The organism is Bombilactobacillus sp. ESL1097 (genome assembly GCF_058107205.1).
On sequence record NZ_JBYLUB010000002.1, the window covers coordinates 157704 to 176007 of the forward strand.

Sequence of the window (18304 nt, forward strand, 5' to 3'; positions counted from 1 at the left end):
AGTAAAATGTGCAAGAATACGCAGATTATTCCAATTGATGCAAGAGGTTTTTAACTGTGTCAGCTTGACTAGCATCGGTCAGAATAATTAAGGTTTCACCCGCCATGATGAGTGTGTCACCGTGAGCGATCAGGGTTTTGGTGCCTTGGCGAATACCGATTAACAAACAATCCTGTGGCCACTGAATGTCACGTACTTGTTGGCCGTTGAATGAACTATCAGTCGAGATTGGTAACTCAAATTGTATGGGGTGACCACTAATCTGGTGGAGCGTTTTCGGGATAGTCATTTTGGCTAATAAGGATGCGTAGATGGGCGCACCACCGAATAAATCATCAACAATGTAAGCCACTAACGACAAAAGGGCTAGTGGAACGAGATGTTGCAAAGAGCCAACCATTTCGGTAATTAATAAAATAGCAGTAAACGGAGCTTTACTGATTCCGGCAAAATAAGCAGCCATGGCAAATACTAAGAGATTGACGATGTATTTGGTTGACAGTAAACCTAACTTGACAGCGATAGTGCCATATAATGTGCCCGTAATGGCTCCTAAAGTTAAAATTGGTAAAAAAATTCCACCAGCTAGTCCTGAGCCATAGGAAATCATCGAAAAAATAAAGCGCAATAATAATAAAAACAGTAAAGCTTGAAGTCCCAACTTCAATTTACTTAAGTTCAAGATAATACTGTTACCACCACCAAGAGTTTGTGGTAAAAAGTAGCCTAAAGGAATTACTAATAACAAAGGAATTAAACCATGAAAAATACGGGGTAACCAGCCGAAACATTTGGCGTATAACCAAGACATCAGTAATAAAATTCTTTGATAGAAAAAACTGAAAATGCCCAGAATTAGACCAAGAAATAACAAATGGTAGTAGGAATGGAGGGGAAACACGGGTAAATGAGCCATGTACAAAACGGGTTTTAAACCAAAAATATTCATTGAGATTAAATCTGCACTAATGGCAGCGGATAAGGAGGTCATCCAAATTAATGGGGAAAAATTATGATAAACTTCTTCTAAAATAAATAAAGTCCCTGCTATCGGAGCGTTAAAGGCCGCTGATAATCCAGCAGCAGCGCCACTAGCTAATAAAATTCGTTGATTTTTAGCTGATGGTTCCCAGTATTCACCTATTCCTTGACCGACCGCTGCTCCTAGCTGAATGGATGGTCCTTCACGCCCTAAATATAACCCTGATCCGATTGCTAAAACGCCAGCAATGAATTTGCGCCAAAGAATGGGCCACCACTTTAAGCTAATCCGTTGAGTTAATTGGCCTTCAACTTCCGGAATACCGGAACCCATAATGTGGGGTTGTCGTTTAGTTAATAAACCAATGATGATGGCAATTGCAACATTAATAAGTAAAATAACTAATAAGAATGAATGCTGGATATGGGCTAATTGGTAAAGTTTGAGCCAAGTAGCTAAAGATTTAACAATTAATAAGCGAAAATTACCAACGACCAGTCCTGTTAAAATGCCAATCAGGATGCCTTTGATAATAAATTTAAAATTAGTTGTATCAAATCGTTTGATATTGATTGCATGTCATCTGCCTTACTCATATTTTGAAGGAACTTAGTCTTTTTTCAACCAGTCTAATTCATTTTTTGATGTAGATAATCGAATAAATGATCATCAATTAAAGCGTGGAACTCTTGAAAATCTTTGACGGACATATGCGCCAGTAACGGTGGCTCTAAGTAATTTTTGATTTGCCGATAGGTCTTTTTTTGTACGTCTTTGTTTTCTAAGTAGAAAATCATCTTTTTAGAGTAAGCATCAGCAATAAAAACTGGATAGTTGAAAATATACAATAAAATGGCGTCAGCTGTTTCATTGCCAATGCCTTTAATCTTTAAAAGCTGCTGACGCAATTTAGCTTGCGGAAATTCATCGGCTACGGTTTGAAAATTGAACTGATAAGGTTGTAAGAAACGAAACGCCGCTTGAATGGTGTGGGCTTTAGCGTTGTAAAAGCCACTGGGTTTAATTAAAATTTTCAGCTGTTCTAAGGATAAATTACATAATAATTGGGGCTCAAAGTTAGTCTGGCTACGTAAATTACATAGCGATTTTTCAACGTTTTTCCAATTAGTATTTTGCACCAAAATAGCACCGATTAGAGTTTCGTAATCGGATTTTGATGGCCACCAAAATTGGGGTCCAAATAATTGATACATATCTAAGTATACTTGGTAATAGTCGATGGGTATCACCTCTAACTCTTGGCTTCATCATAAGATAAGGGTCAGCTTCTGACAAGTTGAAGTGAATAGTATCAAAAAAGTCAGTACTGTTATTGACTAATTTTATGAATTATACTACTGGCACAGATCAAAACGAAGCTAGGGAGGCCAATTATAAATATGACTGAATACAAGTTTTTACAACCATATCATTTTAAAAATAAAGCTGTGCAATTAAAAAATCGCATTGTGATTCCGCCTATGACAGAACAAATGTCCTTTGAAGATGGAACGGTCACGAGTGATGAAATTGCTTATTATGCTCAGCATACAGGTGGCGCGGGTTTATTTATTACAGCCACAGCAAACGTCAATGCTTTAGGCAAAGGCTTTGAAGGTGAATTGAGTATTGCTGATGACAAGTTTATTCCTGGTTTAAGTCGTTTAGCAGCTGCGATGAAGCAAAATGGTACTAAAGCTGTCATTCAAATTTTTAGTGCAGGACGCATGTCCAATAACAAAATTTTGCGGGGAGAACAACCAGTCAGTGCCAGTGCTGTAGCGGCAGAACGTCCAGATGCTCAAGTGCCCCGTGAATTAACGCCTGCTGAGATTGAACAAACCATTAAGGACTTTGGCTTAGCTACAAAAAGAGCGATTCAAGCTGGCTTTGATGGCGTGGAAGTCCACGGCGCTAACACCTTTTTATTACAACAATTTTTCTCTCCGCATTCTAATCGGCGCACAGATGCTTGGGGCGGATCATTAGAAAAGCGAATGAAATTCCCATTAGCCGTTGTGCAAGAGGTTGCTCAGGTAATTGAACAATATGCGCCGAAGTCCTTTTTGCTCGGTTATCGGTTGTCACCGGAAGAGTTAGAAAATCCGGGGATCACTTTAGATGATACGTTGCAATTAATTGATGAATTAAAGCAATATCCAATTGACTATCTACATGTTTCGCAAGGCGATGTTTGGAAAACACCAAGTCGTGATCCAAAATCGACGGTCATTGTTAATGAAGCTATACAGAAACGAGTTGCTGGGGCGATGCCCTTAATTGTGGTTGGTGGCATCAAAACACCGCAACAAGCTCAAACAGCCAGTGCAGAATTTGACCTGGTAGCAATGGGGCACGAGTCCATTTGGGAACCTAAATGGGTGCAAAAAGTGCAAAGCAATGAGGAACAGGCGATTAGATACCGGCTAGTGCAAGCTGACATGGAAGATTTGGGCATCAAACCGAGCTTTTTAGAGCAAATTGCCGAAACCATGGGCGGTTACGACCAAGTTTTTGCAAAAGATAATAATTAAATTTTGTTGGATTAGTTGGTTGAAAAGAAGTGAAGCTGATGAATTCTGAAAGTAAGTATCAAGTGCAATTGGGGATTTCACCAATTAGCTGGCGGAATGAAGATGACCCTAAAATTGGGCAAAAGACAGATTACCGGCAAATCCTAGATGAAGTTGCTTTAGCAGGTTATCAAGGAACCGAAGGAGCGGGTTATTTTCCCAGTGCACAACAAGTGAAAGCACAAGCAGATCTTAGAACCATCAAAATTGCGGGTCAGTGGTTTAGCAGTTTTATCTTGCGAGACGGCATTTCACAAGCCTGTCTTGATTTTGAACGGCATTGTCAAAAATTAGCTACTATGCAAGCTCATTTTACAGTCTTATCAGAACAAACTAATTCCATTCAACGCCGAACAGACCAGAATATTTTTACTGATAAACCGATCTTTACTGATGATCAATGGCGACAATTGTGTGCAGGATTAAATGAGTTTGGCAAAATAGCGCAAAAATACGATGTCCAAATTGCCTATCATCATCACTTAGGAACTGGTGTCCAAACCATAGCGGAAGTATCCCGCTTGATGGATCATACTGATCCTCATTTAGTCGGACTATTGTTAGATACAGGGCATGCTTTTGTTTCAGATGGTTCCTATCAGCCACTTTTAGAGCAATACGCTGCCCGGATCGTGTACCTGCATTTAAAGGATGTCCATGTAAAGCAGCTGAAGAAGTTTCAACAAACCGGTTCGGCCTTCGGCAAGACGATTTTAAATGATACTTTTACGGTTCCCGGACAAGGGGATTTGGACTTTCAACCAGTGTTTGATTTTATTCAGCAGGGTTATCACGGCTGGGTCATGGTAGACGCGGAACTAAATCCAGCCCACGTCGATTCACTAGCTTTAGCAATTAAAGCGCACGATTTCTTGAAAGCAAGGTTAACCGAACTAGATTAATTCAGACTTAAAGCAGGATATTCTTCACCAAACTTAGTAATTTCACTCAAAAGTGGTTTGAGTTCTTGTCCCGTTTTGGAAAGAGAATATTGAGTTTTGGGCGGATTAGTTTGAAAATCGGTGCGCACAATGAGCTGGTCTGCTACTAATTCCTTTAAAGTTTGGGTCAATGTATGCGCGGTGATGCCGTATAAAGAACGCTGCAATTCGTTAAAACCGTAGCTTTTTTCGGCTAAGTGATTCAGGATTAAAACTTTCCACTTACCACCAATTAAAGATAAAGTTTGCGCTGTGGCACAATTGCATTTTAGTAACTGTTCGTAGGTTTTTTTCATGAGTGAAACGACCTTTCTTGGAGTACGAAATAATAATTCATTATAACAATTGGAGATTGAAAATGACTAATAAATACGCTTTAAATGATCAAGTAGTTTTAGTAACTGGTGGTGGCAGTGGTATTGGCCGCGCCATTGCGCAAGGATTTTTAGATAATGGTGCTAAAGTGGCTGTTTTAGGTCGGCGCCAAAAGGTACTGGAAGAAACTGTTCAAGGTTATGATGCTGCTAAAACTTTAGTAATTGTTGGCGATATTTCTCAGCCGGATACAGCACAAATGGCGGTAACCAAAACGATTTCCCAGTTTGGTCAGTTAGATGTTGTGGTCAGTGATGCGGCCGCCTTTGCTGCCGATGAAATTGCTAATTTAACACAAGCTGACTGGGAAAAAGTTCGAGCAACTAATATTGATGGCTTTTTCTATTTGGCGAAAGCTTCCTATTCAGCTTTAAAAGCAACCAAAGGAACATTAATTGCGGTATCATCAGTGTCTGGCAGCAATGGTGATTGGCAACAATCCATTTACAATGCCAGCAAACATGCCGTGAATGGCTTTGTCAAATCATTAGCGTTAGATTGGGGTAAAGATGGTATTCGAGTGAATGCGGTGGCGCCGGCCTTTACACTGACAGATATGACGAAAGGGATGGCACAATCTGATGAACAATTAAAACCATTTATTAATCGGATTGCTTTGCAACGTCCAGGCCGGCCAGCGGATATTGCCCCCGCAGTATTGTTCTTAGCATCCAGTGATGCTGCTTACATTACGGGCACAATTTTAACTGTTGACGGCGGCACAACCGCCTCCACAGGGCAACCTCATCTTGAGTAAGATTTTAGTGGCGAATCCAAGCTGCTGAAGCTAGAGTAAATATAATTTTTCGTTAAATTCGATGAACAGTTTTTTAGAACCAAGCGCTGAATAAATAAAAGTTGGAGAACAAGAACCTGAGACCAATGCTTGTATTAACAAGCATTGCTGCGGTCACAGACTGGTTGTTACTCCAACTTTTTTATTTTGAAAACTATTATTCAATTAATGTAGTGAATCTGTTAGAGAGTAGGTAATAATAAACTGATTGTTTAAACTCGGTCTTTGTACACCATTTTGCCAACTAACACCAAAGCCGGTACTAGCAGGATAATTCCATTGATATTGCTCGCTCGTATTTGCAGTTAAATTTTTACCAGATTGAATCACAGTGTTTTGATTCATAATACTTTGCTGGTTAAATAAGATTGCAACATTTGAACCTTTAGTTTGGCGTGCACTGGCATTTAATTGCCAGTCATTGTTAGGAGTAGGACGATTGTCTTGAATTTCAAATTCTTGTGGCCCTACTAAGGGCGCAGACCCCGCGCGATAATCATAAATGTGATTGAGTGATAAAGAACGAGGATATTTAGATAAGACGACTTTCCAGCTCGGCTGCCAAATATAGGTTTGAACTTGCCCTAATGCCCGTTGTTCAATTTGAGCATTAGTCAAAAGAGCACCACTAGGTTGATAAATGTTAGTGTCACTTGATTTAACTTCTTGCCAATTGTTAGTCAAACTTTGATAGTTATTATTTTCTGGAAAAGCGGTATTATTGCCAGGAGCTGTTGGCAAGTTAGCAGCAAGCGTTAATTTAGTTTGCTTGCCTAAAGTGATTTTCCATAAATTAGTTAAACCAGCCAAGCAATTAATATTATTAGTCGTTTTAGTAGTGTCCAAATTAGTTAGATCCAATTGTTTCAGACTAGTATCCTGATAAAAAAGATGGTCAATTGAGGCGTTATCAATCGATAAATCATTGAGATTAGAAACGGTTTGTAAATTTTTACAATTGGCCAGTAAGCCACTGGCATTACTGAAATTCACTTTCCCCGTGTTTACAGTCGCGTTAACGCTCGCGCTTTTGATTTGGTCAACGTAAGGCTGCCACGGCCAAGTCCCTAATGGTGAGTTTTGAGTATCAGTGGTCGTTGCTTGTGGTTGATGGACGCTATTATTGTCATCATCAAATAAAACTAAGTTGCCCGTGGTTAATGATAATCCCCACCAGCCTGATTGCCAGACGTAAGTTTTCACGGTTGTGGGATTATTTGTACCTGGGTAAAGTTTGATTAAATCATTATTACTATATAAAGGACCATTGGCCTGATAGTCGTCGGCGCCAGTTCCTAATTCTTGCCAACTATCGGACGTCGAAAGATGTTGGGGATTGACTTCACTGGGATCAGTACTAAAGGCCTTACCATTTCCAGGGGCAGCTCGTAAACCGCAACTGGTTCCTAATTTCAAATACGGACTGAGTGTTAATTTACACAGATTAGTCGTTCCTGTAAACATATTGGCTTGCGCCGTACTGGATTTCATATTTAATTTGCCGATATCAAGTTGGACTAATTGAGAATCATTATAAAAAAGATTATCAAAAAATTTATTTTGACTGCCGATTAAATTGGCGCAAGCAATGGTTTGTAAGCTTGAACAGTTGGAAAACATACTGCCAAGGTTCGTAGCTTGATCTAGGTTCCAAGTACTGATGTTGATGTCTTTCAGTGCAGTACAATGATCAAATAGACCATTGGCAGCTCCAACTTTATCAGTCTGCCATTGTTCAAGTCCTGAGATACTAGTTAGATGAGTACAACCTTGAAACATTTTAGCTAAATTAATAGTTTTAATATTGCTAGTGCCGATTTGAGCGCCGATTTGCCAACGACTCAAGTCGAGGGTTGTTAGTGCTTGACAACTGTTAAACAGGTTAGATAAATCTGCAGCATTGGTAACATTTAGTTGTTCAATATTTTGAATAGTTGTTAAAGCGCTGTCCCCGCTAAACATTCCCGAAATATCGTTAAAATTATTGCTGACAAAGTTAGTTCCTAGATTAATTGTCGTTAAGTTAGTGCAATTTTGAAACATATTACTAGTTTTGAGACCATTGGCGCTTTTTGACCAGGGGCTTAAATCTAATTGCGTGAGATCTGTACAGCCTTTAAACATATTCGTCGTGGTATTAGCGGCAGATAAATCTAAGGCAGCAATTTGTTTATTCATTTGCGTTGAATCTAAACTTTGGCAACCATTAAATAAACTACTAAAGACCACAACATAATGAGTGTTGAGTTGGTCTAAACCATTAATCTTGGTCAAATTACTCATTCCCCAAAATAAGCAACCCAGATCATCATTGGGCGGGGTAAATTTTTGACTACTAGTATTTTGGAAAGTCACCGTTTTGATTTGGGACAAGTCGCCGTTTAAAGCATAATACCACGGATAATATTTGTAATTTTCAGAATCTGTGTAAGTCGGCTGAAATTTGGTACTGTCTTGCTTTAAGGCATCTAGGTTAATGGTTAAAGTTCCGGTGGTTGCAGTAAAATTCCACCAAGAGGTATCGATGGCGTTACCATTAGGTGGAGTCAAATTAGCTAGTGGTTCACTATCTTTGATCAGTGGATTTTGAGTTTGTGTCGGAAGTAAATTAATACTTTTTGATTGCAGAACGTTAGTTGGCGGCAAATTAACAGCCGCTTGGGTTAGATGGCTAGTAAATAGGCAGATAAAACCAATTAAGAAAGCAATCGTGCAGTAAGAATTTTTTATAATCAGCCAATTTCGTTTGGCAATCATTCTAGCATCTCCCTGAACCAACTCTGTGAATTACCTAGTTAATAATTGTAATTTTACTCTATTTTTGTGAGATTGTAATAGTTATTCTAATAGTTTTACTGAAAATATTTTATTTGACTTTTGATAAATTTGAGGTGATTGTTCATGGACGCGGATTCATTTTGAAAAAGCTTCCCCTGACATGGCATAATAGATTTGATAACTTTCAAAAGTAAGGATGGAAAAATGCATGAGTAAACCAATTTATGTTCAAATTGCCCAAACGATCAAGCACAACATTACTCACCATCACTATGCTAATCTCAAATTGCCGGATGAACGCAGCCTAAGTGAAAGCTTTGCTGTGAGCCGCAGTTCAATTAAGCGGGCGATCCAACTATTAGCTGATCAAGGTATCATCTTTAAAAAACAAGGTTCAGGCAATTTTATTAATCCGCTATTTTTAAAAAATAAAACTGCACTAGATTATACGGGTGACAATGTTGGTTTAACAACAGCCATGGTTAAGAATGGACAAACTCAGCAAATTCAAGTTTTAGGTTTAGATGTGCAAAAGCCGCCTTTGGAAATCCAACAGAATTTATTTTTAAATGACGATGATTTTGTTTATGTATTTCAGCGGCTCCGCAAGTTGGATGAAATTCCAATTTTAATTGAGACGAGTTATTTACCAGTCCGCTTGTTGCCTAATCTCTCACAAAAAGTTTTGGAAAATTCTTTGTTTAATTACTTAGAAGAACAAAAAGGAGAGGTGATTAATCGGGCGTATTTAGATATGGCTGCCGAACCGTCTTCACCGACGGATCAAAAATTATTGCAGTTAAAACCGACTGAACCAGTGGGCATTATGGCGGGGATTTTCTTTCGTGATGACGGTATTCCGTTTGAATATTCGAGCATGCGTTTGCACTATAAGTACTGGAATTTTGCCACCTTCGTTAATTTAAATAAATAATTGGGTCGTACCATTTTTTAAAATGGTTGACAAAAGTTTGTGCAAGGTTTATAAATATCATGTAAGGGCTCTTAGTGAAGTAGATTTTGCAGTGCTGATTGTCACAATATTTGTAACCGAATTATTTTTAGGAGGAAGAGCAATGACAGATTACAGTAGTCCAGAATATTTTGATTTGATGACCAAGTATTTTGATGCGGCTAATTATATTTCAATTGGTCAATTATATTTAAAGGATAATCCGTTATTAAAGCGGGAACTCAAAGCTGATGATGTAAAGGTTCATCCAATTGGACATTGGGGGACAATTGCAGGGCAGAACTTTATTTATACTCATTTGAATCGTGCGATCAATAAATATAATTTAAACATGTTTTACATTGAAGGACCTGGTCACGGTGGACAGGTCATGGTCTCTAATTCTTATTTAGATGGCAGTTATAGTGAGATTTATCCAGAAATCACTGCCGACGAAGCCGGTATGCAAAAATTATTTAAACAATTTTCGTTCCCCGGTGGTGTGGCTTCACATGCTGCTCCGGAAACTCCTGGTTCCATGCATGAAGGCGGCGAATTAGGCTATTCAATCTCTCATGGTGTTGGTGCTATTTTAGACAATCCCGACGTCATTGCTGCGGCGGTAATCGGTGATGGTGAAGCAGAAACTGGTCCACTAGCCACTTCTTGGTTCTCTAATGTCTTTATTAATCCTGTGACGGATGGTGCTGTTTTACCGATCTTAAACTTAAATGGTTTTAAGATTTCGAATCCGACTATTCTGTCTCGAAAAACTGATGAAGAACTAAAGCAATACTTTACCGGTATGGGCTGGGATCCAATTTTTGTGGAAGGCGACGATGTAGCAAAAATGAATCCCGAAATGGCTGCTGCGATGGATCAAGCCATTGAAAAAATTCACTCCATTCAACAAGAAGCTCGTCAAAATGCAGCTGCAGATGCCAAAATGGCTCATTGGCCAGTAATTATTTTCCGGGCACCCAAGGGCTGGACTGGTCCGAAATCTTGGGATAATGAACCAATTGAAGGCTCATTTAGAGCACATCAAATTCCAATTCCAGTTGATGCTAACCACATGGAACACGCTGATGCCTTAGTATCTTGGTTGAAATCTTATCATCCTGAAGAATTATTCGATAAAAATGGTACTTTAAAGCCAGAAATCAAAGCTTTGACACCTAAAGGTAACCAACGGATGTCAATGAATCCTATTACTAATGGTGGTTTAGATCCAAAACCATTAAAGTTGCCTAATCCTGATGATTATGAATTCAAATTTGACCAACCAGGCACTGTCATTGGTCAAGATATGGTGGAATTAGGTAATTATTTACGTGATATCATTAAACTTAACCCAACCACTTTTAGAATTTTTGGACCGGATGAAACCATGTCCAATCGCTTGATGCACATTTTTGAAACTAGTGAGCGGCAATGGTTGGAACCCATTAAAAAGCCGAATGATCAATTTGAAGCTCCAGCTGGGCGAATTTTGGATGCACAATTGTCTGAACACCAAGCTGAAGGCTGGTTGGAAGGTTATACTTTAACTGGTCGTCACGGAATTTTCTCGAGTTACGAAGCCTTCTTACGGGTAGTTGACTCAATGTTGACGCAACACTTCAAGTGGATTCGTAAGGCCAACGAATTACCTTGGCGGAAGAAGTACCCAGCTTTGAACGTTATTTCAACTTCGACTTCTTTCCAACAAGACCATAATGGTTATACACACCAAGATCCGGGTATTCTAACTCATTTGGCTGAAAAGAAACCGGAATATATTCGGGAGTATTTACCAGCCGATGCGAATACTTTAATTGCAGTTGCTGCACATTCTTTGAATGAACAAGAAGTAATTAATTTAATCATTGCTTCTAAGCAACCACGGCCACAATTCTATTCCATGGCAGAAGCTAAGGAGATTGTGGAACAAGGTGTGAAAGTCATTGATTGGGCCACTAATGATCACGGTCAACAACCAGATATTGTCTTTGCAGCGGCGGGCACAGAACCTAACATGGAATCTTTAGCAGCGATTGATTTATTGCATGCTGCTTTCCCAGAGATGAAGATTCGCTTTGTCAGTGTAGTTGACTTATTGAAGTTGCAAGTACCAAGCAAGAATCCGCGCGGCTTGAGTCAAGAACAATTTGACGCCATCTTTACCAAGAAGGCACCGATCATCTTTGCTTTCCATGGTTTTGAAGATTTATTACGGGATATCTTCTATGAACGGAATAATCATAATATGTATGCGCATGGTTATCGGGAAAATGGTGATATTACGACACCATTTGATATGCGGGTTGTTAATGAACTGGATCGTTTCCACTTAGCACAACACGCAGCTAACTTGGTTTATGGTGATCAAGCCCAAGACTTCAGTCACCAAATGGATGCTAAGTTACAAAAGCATCATGATTACATTCGGGAAAATGGTGCAGATTTGCCTGAAGTTGATAATTGGCAATTCAAAGGCTTTGCAGATTAATTAAATATGTAAATAGCATTATAAAAATCCTTAGGCTCAGTGGGCTTAAGGATTTTTTGGTTTGATGATTAATAAATTATTTACAGTTCGGGAGAAATCAAAACTTTGACCTGTGATTTATCCGTAGTTAATGATTTAATTCCGTCAACAGTTTGTTCTAACGGAATTTTCTTTGTAATTAATTTCTGGAAAAGCTCTTGATGGTTATTAATGATGTTAATTACTGTGGGAAAACAGTTTTCATAGCCTAGGGTGGTATGGATATTGTGACCGTTCATGATGGCATCATTGATATCCAAAGTAATGGATTGACCAAATAAAGCGTCCACTTGAATTAAGCCAGTAGAAGCAGTTACTTGATTAGCAGTATCGAATGTCGCTTGCACTCCAGCACATTCAAAGGCAATATCGACGCCAGCTGGTAAATCAGCATGGATTTTTGCGACCACATCATCGCTAGTAGGATTTAAAGTGTTCGTAATTCCCAGTTCTTGAGCTTTAGCTAGACGTTGTGTGGAGACATCAGAAATATAAACTTTGGTGGCTCCAGCAATTTTGGCAAGTAGTGCCGTGCATAATCCAATGGGACCAGCGCCCATGACCGCAACTGTTTGGCCGGCAATTAAACCACTACGTTTGATGCCTTCATAGGCGACAGAAGTCGGTTCCGCTAAAGCTCCTAAGTCAAATCCCATTTCATCCGGGATAGGATGAACAAATTGGGCTTTAACGTTGGCATATTCTGCCATGCCGCCATCATCTGAAACGCCAATGAAATTACCGCTACCATCAGGGCCAACGGCATTGAGGCAATAATTGTATTGCCCCTTCAGACAATTGGGACAATGACCACAGGCTAAAATAGGCTCAATTGCCACACGGTCATTGAGCGCAATATTTTGCACATTTTTGCCAAGCTTAACTACTTGTCCCGAAAATTCATGTCCTTGAATAATCGGAACAGTTTTGCCAGATAAAGGATTCGGTTCATAAGGTAAAGCAAAACCATCGGCATACATGTGCACATCGCTGCCACAAATTCCAATGAACTTGACTTTGACTTGTACCTGATCATCTTGGGGTTCGGGGAGTTCTACATCTTCAATCCGGATATCCTGTTTCCCATAAATGCGCGCTGCTTTCATAATAACTACTCCTTTCTTTAATAACGACAACTATATTTTAAATGACTAGTGAAAGCGGCGTCAACAACTAATTAACTTTTTCACAATAAATCAGTTATTTAACATTCCACTGATTTTATGAATGCTATGGTAATAATGAATCTATACGACAAAAAAGCTCCTAAACTTAGCATTTGTTAGCCAATTTTAGGAGCTTGAATCATTGCTTAATTGCTTGTTAATCTAAATAAATTTTACGTAAATCTTGTAAATCGCCATCACTGACATTTAGTTCAGTTTGAATAAAGTTTAACCAACTGCCAGCGGTTTTTTTGATTTCAGCATCCGCAATGCGCAGATAATCAGGACTAACAGTTAGTAAGGCTTTGGCGGAAATTAATTGTTTGGGATTTAAGCCTTGGGCCTGCAAATCGGCCAATTGTTGGTCAATATAAGCTTTAGACGCCACATTAGTAAACAGATAGTCTTTGATGATAATGTCAGCATCAACATTTAAAGCGGATAAAAGTAGGGCTGCACCAATCCCGGTTCGATCTTTGCCAGCAGTACAATGGAACAATAAAGTTTCATCGGCTTGATCATTAGCTAATAATTGTTCAAAGAAAATGCGATAGGCTTTTTTGGCACTGTCCAGATTGATGATATCCTGATAAGTATCTAACATGTTAGCGTGGCCGTTTTCAGGAATATCCGATAAAGCCTCTTTTTCCAAGGCGCTTTTATCTTCTTCATCAGCATTAAATTTAGAGGCTTGGGTTAAATCTACTTTGAAAACCGGGTCAAATAAATATTTAGCCTGTGCGGGAACATGATCGGGGACTTTAGCTTGTTCATCGGCAGATCGAAAGTCAATATCAAACCGGACGCCATAATCGTCGAGATAGTCTAAATCTCGCTGATTCAAACTGCCTAAGCTACCAGACCGAATTAATTTATGTGACTTTAAATGGTGACCATCTTTCGTGGGATAGCCGCCTAATTCACGAAAATTATTTCCAGATGAAATATCTAATAATTGTTTTTGATCCATAATGTACCTCCGTAGACTTTTACTTAATTTTATCAAAGATATGGTTCAATAGGCGAGTCATTTTAATTTTTCATTCACGAAATTCCAAGTAAATTGTCTGAAAAATGATAGTATTATGTTATAATTAAATTAATAAAATTATTTATAATTTTAGGACTAGAAACTTCGCCAAGATAGAACTGCAATTGTCTTTGACGAGAAGGGGTGGCAAACCTTATGCAAGAATATCAAAGAATTTTAGTCCCTGTGGATGGTTCTAAGGAATCAGAAACGGCACTTAAAAAAGCAACACAAGTCGCAATTAGAAATCATGCCACGGTTGATGTTTTGAACGTCTTGGATACGCGGCAGTTTGTTGGGGCGTATGGCGGCATGTTAACTAGTGATATCATCTATCAAATTACGGAAGATTCACAGAATTATTTAGCGCAATTAAAAGAGCAAATGGTTGCTGATGGCTTGGATGCTGATAAAATTCAAATTCATATTCGCTTTGGCGATCCGAAAGTAATTATTGCCGCAGATTTCTTTAAGGATTACGATGATGATCTCATTATCTTGGGTTCCACGGGACTGAATGCGGTAGAGCGACTATTGGTCGGTTCAGTTTCTTCATATGTGATTCGCAATGCTGCAACAGATGTGATTGTAGTGCGGACAGAATTGGATAATAAAACCGTACCTGCCAAAAATAAATAATTAATTAAATGATTGTACAAAAAAATCCTTCAAAATTTTTGAAGGATTTTTTGATTGTTACTAATTTTTCGGAGTAACGGTAATCAATGGGTTACCATCAGCTTCCGTATCATCGGTAAATTGGAAATCATAATTGTCCGTGTTCGTCACAATCATCATTACCGTATTGTCATAACCGGCTGCCTTGATTGCTTCGTAATCGAATTCAATTAAAGGTGTTCCCGCTTCAACGTGTTGATCTTTTTCAACCAATAATTTGAAGTGTTCACCGTTTAAGTTAACTGTGTCAATTCCTAAGTGCAATAGCACTTCAACACCATCATCACCGGTGATGCCGACAGCGTGACCAGTTGGATAAGCAACACTAATGGTTCCGGAGATTGGTGACGTTACAACTTTAGCAGTAGGTACAATGGCGATTCCTTTACCCATTGCCTCAGAGGCGAAAACTTGATCACTAACACTAGTAATTGGAATAACAGTACCGGCAACTGGGGCGATTAATTCTGTTTCAGTGCCGTTATTAGTTGTAGCAGTGGAAATATTTTCAGTAGAAGCAGTAGTTGCTTCAGTAGTAGCTGCTGCTGGAGCAACATCTTTGTTGACACCACCCCAGAGATAAGTGAAGACGGCAGCTAAGACGAAGGCCAAAGCATCACCCACACAAGATAAAGCGAAACCTTTACTGATGAAGGTTGGCAAACTCAAGATGCTGGCTAAACCAACAGTATTGGCATGCACACCGGAAAAGGCGACAATGGCCCCACCAATTCCACCAGCAACGACAGCACAGTAAAATGGTTTCTTCATTTTTAAGGTAATACCATAAACGGTTGGTTCAGTAATACCGAAGATTGCGGTAATGGTGTTCGAACCAGCTAAACCTTTCATCTTGTCATCTTTAGTCTTTAAAAAGACTCCTAAAGCAGCACCAGCTTGCGATAAAACAGCTGGTAATAAGATTGGCATTAATGGATCATAGCCCCATTTTGATAAGTCGTTCATCATAACAGGAACAAACGCCCAATGCACACCAAAAATAACAAAGACTTCCCAGAAAGCACCGAGGACTAATCCAGAGAGAATCCGGACATGTTGGTACAAAGCTAAAACAATACCAGCTAAGAAACCACTGATGGCGTTACTGATTGGTCCTACAATTAAGAAGGTTAATGGAACCAAAATCATTAACATACATAATGGCGTTAAAATGTTACGCACTGACTCATGCCAAAACTTGTTAAATAAAGGTTCTAACCATTTTTGAACGACTACCACTAACAAGATAGGAATAACCGTACTTGTATAAGTAGCTTTAGAAACTGGAATGGAGAAGAAGTCTAAGCCTTTCATGTTAACCATGGTTGGATAAACCAAAGCCATCCCAATGGCAACGGTCACATATTGGTTAACTTTCATTTGCTTAGCAGCAGTAAACGCTAAAATAACTGGTAAGAAATAGAAGATTCCATCAGCCGCGGCATACCAAATTTGATAAGCACCAGTCTTGGGTGTCATCCAGTGTAAGACGACAAATAAAGATAATAAGCCCTTTAAAATACCGGCACCAGCCATGGCACCTAAAAACGGTGTGAAAGCACCAGAAATAAAGGAAACAAAAGCATCAAACATGCCCTTAGCAGTTAACTTTTTCTTACCTTCACTGGCCGCTGGTGTAGCAGGTGCATCATCACCTTCACCCAAGCGGGGGTCGATACCAACTAAAGCATCGTATACGCTACCAACATTGTTACCAATAACAACTTGATATTGTCCTCCGGCTTGCACGACAGTAATCACACCATCAAGGCTTTCAATTTTATCTTTCTGAGCTTTACTTTCATCCTTTAAAGTAAGGCGTAAACGCGTGGCACAATGCCAAGCAGCGTTGACGTTTTCATCACCGCCAACGAGCTGAAGGATTTGTCCCGCTAAATCCTTTTCGTTCAATGTAATCCCTCCATTATTAGAGTAATGCTATCAATATTTGATTGATAACGTTTTTAACCTAAAAGTTAATTCTATACTAAAGAAAAAAAATTAACAATATCAATTAAAGTAAAATTAAGATAAATTTTCTGTAATTAGGAAATATTGGTTAAAAATAAAAGCATTATTGCTCATAAAAGCGATTATTACAATTAAATTTCGCAAAAAATAGTAATAAATTAAGTGCTGTTAAAACACTAATTTGTAAATATGTACATTTAAAATCATACTTTTTACATTTTTTTCATAGCTTAAATTGGTTTTTGGCACAGATTAATCTAGCATTTTTTCCAAGAAGTAAAAGCGTGAGTCTAACTATGTCCAAAAACTAAAGGTAAAAGCAACTTTTGCTGTGCTCAGCTTTTAAGCACTGGGGTTGCAGTATAGTTGCTGGTATCTCATAGGCGAAACAGTTATAATTTAATAATAAAAGCCTGTGGCTTGTGGGAGGAAAACTATGGAAACACAAACGATTAGTCAATTAGCCGATTGGTTAGAAGAACACAGTGCGCAAATTGTTGCACAGACTGAAATTTTAGATGTGCAAAAGATCTATGAACTGTTAGATGGTTTGGCCATTTTACGCCAGCCTGTGCAAAATTATTTAACTATGACCGAAGAACAATATTACCAAAATGAATCCGATCATCGCTTAACTTTGCAACATGAACAACAAACCTTAGCCCAACTGCAAGATCGGATTTTAGTTAATCATGTTGATGGCAGTTTTGTGAACAATGAAATTAATTTTGACTATAATCACGAAAATCCTTACCAAACAGGCAGTTATAATGCTCAAAGTGATCTACATCTGATTGAATATGCGTTAGAAGTTATCGGGGCAGTCGCCAGCAATACACTAATGAGTGATTTGCGGAATAATTTATCGCCAGATGCTGTACTATCAATTGCTTTGGCGGCTAATCAAATTGAGCAGTGGCAAAAGTAAAAAAATTTTATTTAAAAGGTTGCAATTTGTGATTGACCTATGTACCATGTTCTGGTGTTTCAATTTTGGGAGGGATAGATAATGCCAGTCACATATTTACGGAAAGTTCACGCTGATGAAATTGAATTAGTGGTCGAAATTATTGAAGAAGCGAAAGGTGTCCTTCGCGGTCGGGGTGTCGACTTGTGGCAAGATGGTTACCCTGATCAAGCTATTTTACAAGATGATATTGACCGAGGTATCGCTTACTTTTTAATTAAAGATGATCAAATTGCCGGTGTTGCCGCCTTGGAGGATCAGGGTGAAAGTAATTATGATCAAATTTATGATGGTCAATGGAGTCCAGATTCGCACAAAAATTATGCCATTATTCATCGCGTAGCGATTTGTCAGGGACATCAAGGCGAAGGTCTATCATCAATTTTTATTCAGCACCTGTTAACAATTGCCGCTTCGTTGAATTTTAGTGATGTCCGTATTGATACGCACTTTGATAACTTGGCCATGCGTCATGTGATTGAAAAAAATGGTTTTACCCAATGTGGGACAATTGATAATGTAATGCATAAACCATGTGTTGCCTATCAGCGATTTATTTAATTGA

The 18304-nt window shown here is 38.8% G+C and carries 15 protein-coding genes; 8 read left to right on the forward strand and 7 right to left on the reverse strand.

All coding sequences use genetic code 11. From position 1 onward, the window contains the following. Positions 1-25 precede the first annotated feature (25 nt). Entirely contained in the window at positions 26-1555 is a 1530-nt protein-coding gene (locus AC3B6D_RS04955; protein WP_489775310.1) for a ClC family H(+)/Cl(-) exchange transporter, read from the reverse strand. 56 nt (positions 1556-1611) lie between these two features. Beyond that, on the reverse strand, positions 1612-2232 hold the full coding sequence (locus AC3B6D_RS04960; RefSeq protein WP_489769430.1) for an endonuclease III domain-containing protein: 621 nt from the start codon (positions 2230-2232) through the stop codon (positions 1612-1614). Positions 2233-2382: 150 nt separating this feature from the next. Here AC3B6D_RS04960 and AC3B6D_RS04965 point away from each other — a divergent pair, with 150 nt between their 5' ends. Both AC3B6D_RS04965 and iolE read left to right on the forward strand, forming a co-directional pair. Continuing rightward, positions 2383-3516, forward strand: a complete 1134-nt coding sequence (locus AC3B6D_RS04965) for an NADH-dependent flavin oxidoreductase (RefSeq protein WP_489769431.1) — start codon at positions 2383-2385, stop codon at positions 3514-3516. 38 nt (positions 3517-3554) lie between these two features. Beyond that, positions 3555-4457, forward strand: coding sequence for a myo-inosose-2 dehydratase (iolE, locus tag AC3B6D_RS04970; RefSeq protein ID WP_489775062.1), 903 nt, complete (start codon positions 3555-3557; stop codon positions 4455-4457). Here iolE and AC3B6D_RS04975 read toward each other — a convergent pair. Next, entirely contained in the window at positions 4454-4792 is a 339-nt protein-coding gene (locus AC3B6D_RS04975) for a winged helix-turn-helix transcriptional regulator (protein WP_489756767.1), read from the reverse strand. The two genes, iolE and AC3B6D_RS04975, sit on opposite strands and share 4 nt — an antisense overlap. Before the next feature lie 62 nt (positions 4793-4854). Between AC3B6D_RS04975 and budC the strand changes: the two genes are divergently transcribed. Further along, positions 4855-5628 carry a meso-2,3-butanediol dehydrogenase gene (gene budC / locus AC3B6D_RS04980; RefSeq protein WP_489756766.1) on the forward strand — a complete coding sequence of 258 codons (774 nt, stop codon included), beginning with the start codon at positions 4855-4857 and terminating at the stop codon, positions 5626-5628. A gap of 204 nt (positions 5629-5832) precedes the next feature. Here the strand turns inward: budC and AC3B6D_RS04985 are convergent, their stop codons facing one another. Beyond that, positions 5833-8424 (reverse strand): BspA family leucine-rich repeat surface protein, encoded by a 2592-nt coding sequence (locus AC3B6D_RS04985; protein ID WP_489775063.1) that lies wholly within the window; start codon positions 8422-8424, stop codon positions 5833-5835. Between the two features lie 229 nt (positions 8425-8653). Between AC3B6D_RS04985 and AC3B6D_RS04990 the strand changes: the two genes are divergently transcribed. Both AC3B6D_RS04990 and AC3B6D_RS04995 read left to right on the forward strand, forming a co-directional pair. Continuing rightward, positions 8654-9379: a GntR family transcriptional regulator gene (locus tag AC3B6D_RS04990; RefSeq protein ID WP_489775065.1), complete on the forward strand. Its 726-nt coding sequence runs from the start codon at positions 8654-8656 to the stop codon at positions 9377-9379. Positions 9380-9521: 142 nt separating this feature from the next. Continuing rightward, positions 9522-11888, forward strand: coding sequence for a phosphoketolase family protein (locus tag AC3B6D_RS04995; protein WP_489775066.1), 2367 nt, complete (start codon positions 9522-9524; stop codon positions 11886-11888). An 80-nt stretch (positions 11889-11968) separates the two neighbouring features. Here AC3B6D_RS04995 and AC3B6D_RS05000 read toward each other — a convergent pair whose 3' ends face one another. Together AC3B6D_RS05000 and AC3B6D_RS05005 are read right to left on the reverse strand one after the other, a co-directional pair. Further along, entirely contained in the window at positions 11969-13033 is a 1065-nt protein-coding gene (locus AC3B6D_RS05000; RefSeq protein ID WP_489756762.1) for an alcohol dehydrogenase catalytic domain-containing protein, read from the reverse strand. A gap of 217 nt (positions 13034-13250) precedes the next feature. Beyond that, entirely contained in the window at positions 13251-14063 is an 813-nt protein-coding gene (locus AC3B6D_RS05005) for a tyrosine-protein phosphatase (protein ID WP_489756761.1), read from the reverse strand. A gap of 216 nt (positions 14064-14279) precedes the next feature. On the opposite strand from AC3B6D_RS05005, the gene AC3B6D_RS05010 reads away from it, so the two are divergent. Continuing rightward, on the forward strand, positions 14280-14762 hold the full coding sequence (locus tag AC3B6D_RS05010; protein ID WP_489756760.1) for a universal stress protein: 483 nt from the start codon (positions 14280-14282) through the stop codon (positions 14760-14762). 60 nt (positions 14763-14822) lie between these two features. On the opposite strand, the gene AC3B6D_RS05015 is transcribed toward AC3B6D_RS05010, so the two are convergent. After that, positions 14823-16712 (reverse strand): beta-glucoside-specific PTS transporter subunit IIABC, encoded by a 1890-nt coding sequence (locus AC3B6D_RS05015; protein WP_489775067.1) that lies wholly within the window; start codon positions 16710-16712, stop codon positions 14823-14825. A 496-nt stretch (positions 16713-17208) separates the two neighbouring features. Between AC3B6D_RS05015 and AC3B6D_RS05020 the strand changes: the two genes are divergently transcribed. Beyond that, the gene (locus tag AC3B6D_RS05020; RefSeq protein WP_489774635.1) at positions 17209-17700 is read left to right on the forward strand and encodes a hypothetical protein; all 492 of its coding nucleotides are present in this window, start codon (positions 17209-17211) and stop codon (positions 17698-17700) included. An 81-nt stretch (positions 17701-17781) separates the two neighbouring features. Then, positions 17782-18300: a GNAT family N-acetyltransferase gene (locus tag AC3B6D_RS05025; RefSeq protein WP_489756757.1), complete on the forward strand. Its 519-nt coding sequence runs from the start codon at positions 17782-17784 to the stop codon at positions 18298-18300. The last annotated feature ends 4 nt before the right edge of the window (positions 18301-18304 follow it).

Coding starts and splice junctions, on each gene's coding strand:
- AC3B6D_RS04975 (WP_489756767.1), bottom strand. CDS start 4,792: ATGAAAAAAACCTACGAACAGTTACTAAAATGCAATTGTGCCACAGCG.
- AC3B6D_RS05000 (WP_489756762.1), bottom strand. CDS start 13,033: ATGAAAGCAGCGCGCATTTATGGGAAACAGGATATCCGGATTGAAGAT.
- AC3B6D_RS05010 (WP_489756760.1), top strand. CDS start 14,280: ATGCAAGAATATCAAAGAATTTTAGTCCCTGTGGATGGTTCTAAGGAA.
- AC3B6D_RS05020 (WP_489774635.1), top strand. CDS start 17,209: ATGGAAACACAAACGATTAGTCAATTAGCCGATTGGTTAGAAGAACAC.
- budC (WP_489756766.1), top strand. CDS start 4,855: ATGACTAATAAATACGCTTTAAATGATCAAGTAGTTTTAGTAACTGGT.
- AC3B6D_RS05005 (WP_489756761.1), bottom strand. CDS start 14,063: ATGGATCAAAAACAATTATTAGATATTTCATCTGGAAATAATTTTCGT.
- AC3B6D_RS05025 (WP_489756757.1), top strand. CDS start 17,782: ATGCCAGTCACATATTTACGGAAAGTTCACGCTGATGAAATTGAATTA.
- AC3B6D_RS04985 (WP_489775063.1), bottom strand. CDS start 8,424: ATGATTGCCAAACGAAATTGGCTGATTATAAAAAATTCTTACTGCACG.
- AC3B6D_RS04965 (WP_489769431.1), top strand. CDS start 2,383: ATGACTGAATACAAGTTTTTACAACCATATCATTTTAAAAATAAAGCT.
- iolE (WP_489775062.1), top strand. CDS start 3,555: ATGAATTCTGAAAGTAAGTATCAAGTGCAATTGGGGATTTCACCAATT.
- AC3B6D_RS04995 (WP_489775066.1), top strand. CDS start 9,522: ATGACAGATTACAGTAGTCCAGAATATTTTGATTTGATGACCAAGTAT.
- AC3B6D_RS04990 (WP_489775065.1), top strand. CDS start 8,654: ATGAGTAAACCAATTTATGTTCAAATTGCCCAAACGATCAAGCACAAC.